A 4,020-nucleotide genomic window follows, 5' to 3' on the forward strand; every position below is an offset into this window, starting at 1 on the left:
CTCGGCACTTCCCCATTCGGTAACCTCTTCCGAGAGACTACCGACGCCGCGACGAGTGCAGCCACCGACGCTGCCTGGAGCGGCGGGGTGCGGTATTTCGATACCGCTCCGCACTACGGCCTCGGCCTCTCCGAACGACGACTCGGCGTCGCACTGCGCGATCGTCCCCGCGACGAGTATCTGATCTCCACGAAGGTGGGCCGGGCCCTCGTTCCCACCCCGGAACGTGCCCATGAAACCGACGACGATGGTTTTGTCGTTCCGGCCGCGCACCGCCGCGAGTGGGACTTCAGCCGGGATGGCATCCTGCGATCGGTCGAACAGAGCCTCGAGCGGCTCGGGCTCGACTCGGTCGACATCCTCTACCTGCATGACCCCGACTCCCATTGGGCGGAGGCGTCGACGACGGGGATCGACACTCTCGTCGAACTCCGGGAGCAGGGCGTCGTTCGGGCGATCGGTGCCGGAATGAACCAGTCCGCGATGCTGACCGAATTCGTGCGACGCTGCGACGTCGACCTCCTGATGCTCGCCGGGCGCTACACGTTGCTCGATCAGTCGGCTCTCGACGACCTGCTGCCGCTGGCTCTCGAGCGCGGCGTCGGCATTGTCGCGGCCGGCATCTACAACTCGGGACTCCTCAGCCGCGCCGAAGTACCCGACGACGCGAACTATGAATACAGCGCGGCTTCGCCCGAACTCGTGGCGCGGGCGCGGGCGATCGCCGCGGTCTGCAACCGGCACGGAGTGACCCTGCCCGACGTCGCCGTCGCGTTTGCCCTCCGGCATCCCGCGGTGGTCTCCGTCGTCGTCGGAGCGCGCAACGCCGAGCAGAGCGCTGGCGGTATTGAGCGCTACGAGACCGCGATTCCGGATGATGTCTGGCGAGAGCTCGAAGACGGCGGCTTCCTCCGCGCGGTCGAGGCCTGAACGGCGCCCCATGATTATCGACGCGCACCTGCACGTCTGGGACCTTGCCCGGGCGAACTATCCGTGGCTGGGACCGGGCGCTGGTGACCTGTACCGAACGATCGATATCGCGGAAATCGAGCCGACGCTTCAGCAGCGCCGCATCGAGGGGGTCGTTCTCGTGCAGGCCTCCGACGAGGCCGGTGATACCGCTGTGATGCGTACGGCGGCTGCGATGCATCCGATGGTGCTCGGCATCGTCGCGTGGAGCCCGCTCGACGATCCTGAGCGACTCGCGGTCGCTCTCGAACGGTTCGTCGCGGACCCGCTCGTGGTCGGCATCCGCAATCTGGTGCATGAGCACCCGCCGGCCTGGCTCGAGCGTCCGGAGGTCGAGGAGGGGTTCGCGCTGCTGGCTTCCCACGACTTCCCGTTCGACTTTCCCACCGCCGACCCGGCGGCACTCGCCGCGCTGCCCGGAATCGGGGAGCGTCATCCCAAACTCACGATCGTCATCGATCACCTCGGCAAGCCCCCGATCGGTGGCACCGCGGCGGAACGCGACAGCTGGCGAGCGCTCCTCGCCGAGTGTGCGCGCAACCCGCGAACTGTTGCGAAGCTCTCGGGCCTGTACTCAGCCCGGGGCGCCCTCGACTCCTGGACCCTCGAGCAGGTGCGCCCGTTCGCCGACGATGCCTTCGAGTTGTTCGGCGCCGACCGACTCCTCTACGGCGGCGACTGGCCGATCTCGGAACTCGCTGGCGGCTACGCCCGCACCTGGGACGCCACCTGCGAGCTGCTCGCGGGCTGCGACGAGGCGGCGCGGGATGCCGTCCTCGGGGGCAACGCAGCGCGGGTCTACGCCCTCGACGCTGACCGGATCGCCGCCGTCACGGCATAGGCGTGTCCGCGCTGGGCGCGGGGTGACCAACTCGGGCGTTGCGTCGCGACCGACGGAACACGACCGACGGAACCAATCGCGTGCCGTGCCACAATGACGGAATGTCCGGTGTCGGCGACGCACAAGGAACCGCGTCGCTTTCGCGCATCGCGGGAACGCGCAGCGGGTCGCCGCCCAACTTGCTGCTGATGTTGTTTGGCGACTACTGGATCGAACCTGAGGCCGGGATGCCGTCGGCCGCACTGGTCACGCTCCTCGGCGATTTCGGTGTCAATGACGCCGCCGCCCGCGCGGCGCTCAGCAGGATGGTGAAGCGCGGACTTCTCGCCTCCACCAAGACCGGCCGTACGACGGCGTACCGCGCCACGACTCGCGCGCAGCAGATTCTGCGCGCCGCCTCCCGACGCATCGCGGAGTTCGGCGACGACGGACAGGCGTGGCCGGGGCTGTGGAGCATCGTCGCATTCGAGATTCCCGAGCGCGAGCGTTCCCTTCGCGCGGCAGCTCGAAATCGTTTGGGCTGGCTGGGATTCGCCTCCCTCTATGACGAGGTCTGGATCTGCCCCCATGACCGACATGAGGCGGCCGTGGACGCGCTTTCGGTGCTCGGCCTTGAGGCGACGGCGTTTCAGGCATCGTTCGCCGACTCCGGCATCCCGACCCGGATGCCCCAAAACGCCTGGAACCTCGCGGAGCTGGCTGACGAGTACCACGCGTTCATTGCTCGCGCCGAGGCGGCCCTCGCGGCCCTCGCCGCCGCTCGCCTCGATGCGCCGTCAGCGCTGGTCGAACGCACCCGGCTGCTCGAGGACTGGTTGGATCTCTCGGCCCGGGACCCCGAGCTTCCCGAGTCGATTCTGCCGGCCGGCTGGCCGCGGTCCCGGTCACGCGATCTCCTGCTGCGTGCGCACGGGGAATTGGGTGGTTTGGCGACCGAGCGGGTGAGGTCGGTGGTCGAGACCTTCGAGCTCGAGCTCGGGGACCTCGTCGAGCGTCGCACCGCGGACGACTGGACCCGGCTGGCTGGCTGAGTCGTGCCGGCTCCGTCTCGGGGCGAGCAATCGTCATGGGATTGACACACATGACATGCACTGTGAATATGGGGACCATAAATGTCATCCATTCGGATGGCGGACGCCCGACTCCGGCGTCCCTACGCACCATTCAACGTCGAATGAATAGAGGTCTCATGAAGAATCACCTCCCCTGGGGCGTCGCGGCCGTCGCGGCCGCCGCCCTGATCCTGACCGGGTGCTCCGGCCCGTCGAGTGAGCCCGTGCCCAGCGGCAGTGCAGAGATGCGCACCGTCAGGGTCGCAGCTCTTCCCATCGTCGAAACCAGTGCCCTCTGGGGTGCGATCGGCGCCGGGATCTTCCGCGATCACAACATCGACGTCGAGGTCGTCCCCGCCCAGGGTGGCGCTCAGGCGATTCCCGCCCTGCTCAGCGGGGATGTTCAGTTCGCTGTCGGGCAGCCGTTTGGCCCGTTCCGCGCGCAGCTTCAAGACCTCGGAATCGTGGTGCTGAGCAACTACGCCAGCAGCCTCGAGACCGGTCCTGACGTCAACGCTGTGGTGTCGTCGGCTGCATCCGGAATCACCACGATCGCCGGCCTCGCTGGCAAGCGCGTCTCGGTGAACAGCCTCGGCGCCGCAGGCGACGTCACCATCATGGCGGCCGTGAAAGCGGCTGGCGGCGACCCGACCACGATTCAGTTCGTCGAGGTTGCGTTCCCCGATGCGAAGGCGCAGCTGGATGCCGGCAACATCGACGCGGCGTGGGTTCCTGAGCCCTTCGTGTCGCAGATCGTCGGTGGCGGTGGAAACCTGGTGATGTACCCGTACCAGCAGACCATCCCGGGTCTGCCTCTGTTGGTCAACTACACGACAAACGACCTCATCAAGTCCGACCCGCAGTTGGTTGACGACTTCACGGCGGCCATGTCCGAAGCGCTCGACTGGGCGACTGCGAACGAACCCCTCGTGCGTCAGGCGATCAAGGACAACCTTCAGGTGCCCGAAGCGGTCGCGGATCACGTTCCGCTGCCGCACTTCACGGCGACGCTCGACAAGGACAAGATCGAGAAGCTCGCTCACCTCGCGGTTGACTTGGGCGTGCTTCCGTCGCTGCCCGACTTCACGAAGATGTATCGCTGATCTGACTGACCCGTCGATCTGACTCACCAGTCGCGGCCGGACCTCTCCGGGTCCG

The 4,020-nt window shown here is 67.3% G+C and carries 4 protein-coding genes; all 4 read left to right on the forward strand.

Features of this window, described 5'->3' with window-relative positions:
• Positions 1 to 930 (forward strand): aldo/keto reductase (locus tag ABIR17_RS07060; protein WP_348003675.1); only part of this gene is annotated, 930 nt, incomplete at its 5' end.
• A gap of 10 nt (positions 931 to 940) precedes the next feature.
• Positions 941 to 1,810, forward strand: a complete 870-nt coding sequence (locus ABIR17_RS07065) for an amidohydrolase family protein (RefSeq protein ID WP_348003676.1) — start codon at positions 941 to 943, stop codon at positions 1,808 to 1,810.
• Between the two features lie 101 nt (positions 1,811 to 1,911).
• Positions 1,912 to 2,841 (forward strand): PaaX family transcriptional regulator C-terminal domain-containing protein, encoded by a 930-nt coding sequence (locus ABIR17_RS07070; RefSeq protein ID WP_348003677.1) that lies wholly within the window; start codon positions 1,912 to 1,914, stop codon positions 2,839 to 2,841.
• 158 nt (positions 2,842 to 2,999) lie between these two features.
• On the forward strand, positions 3,000 to 3,965 hold the full coding sequence (locus ABIR17_RS07075) for an ABC transporter substrate-binding protein (RefSeq protein WP_348003678.1): 966 nt from the start codon (positions 3,000 to 3,002) through the stop codon (positions 3,963 to 3,965).
• Positions 3,966 to 4,020 lie beyond the last annotated feature (55 nt).

This window comes from Pseudolysinimonas sp. (genome assembly GCF_039912695.1).
In the GTDB taxonomy this organism is placed as follows: domain Bacteria; phylum Actinomycetota; class Actinomycetes; order Actinomycetales; family Microbacteriaceae; genus Pseudolysinimonas_A.

Coding starts and splice junctions, on each gene's coding strand:
- ABIR17_RS07070 (WP_348003677.1), top strand. CDS start 1,912: ATGTCCGGTGTCGGCGACGCACAAGGAACCGCGTCGCTTTCGCGCATC.
- ABIR17_RS07065 (WP_348003676.1), top strand. CDS start 941: ATGATTATCGACGCGCACCTGCACGTCTGGGACCTTGCCCGGGCGAAC.
- ABIR17_RS07075 (WP_348003678.1), top strand. CDS start 3,000: ATGAAGAATCACCTCCCCTGGGGCGTCGCGGCCGTCGCGGCCGCCGCC.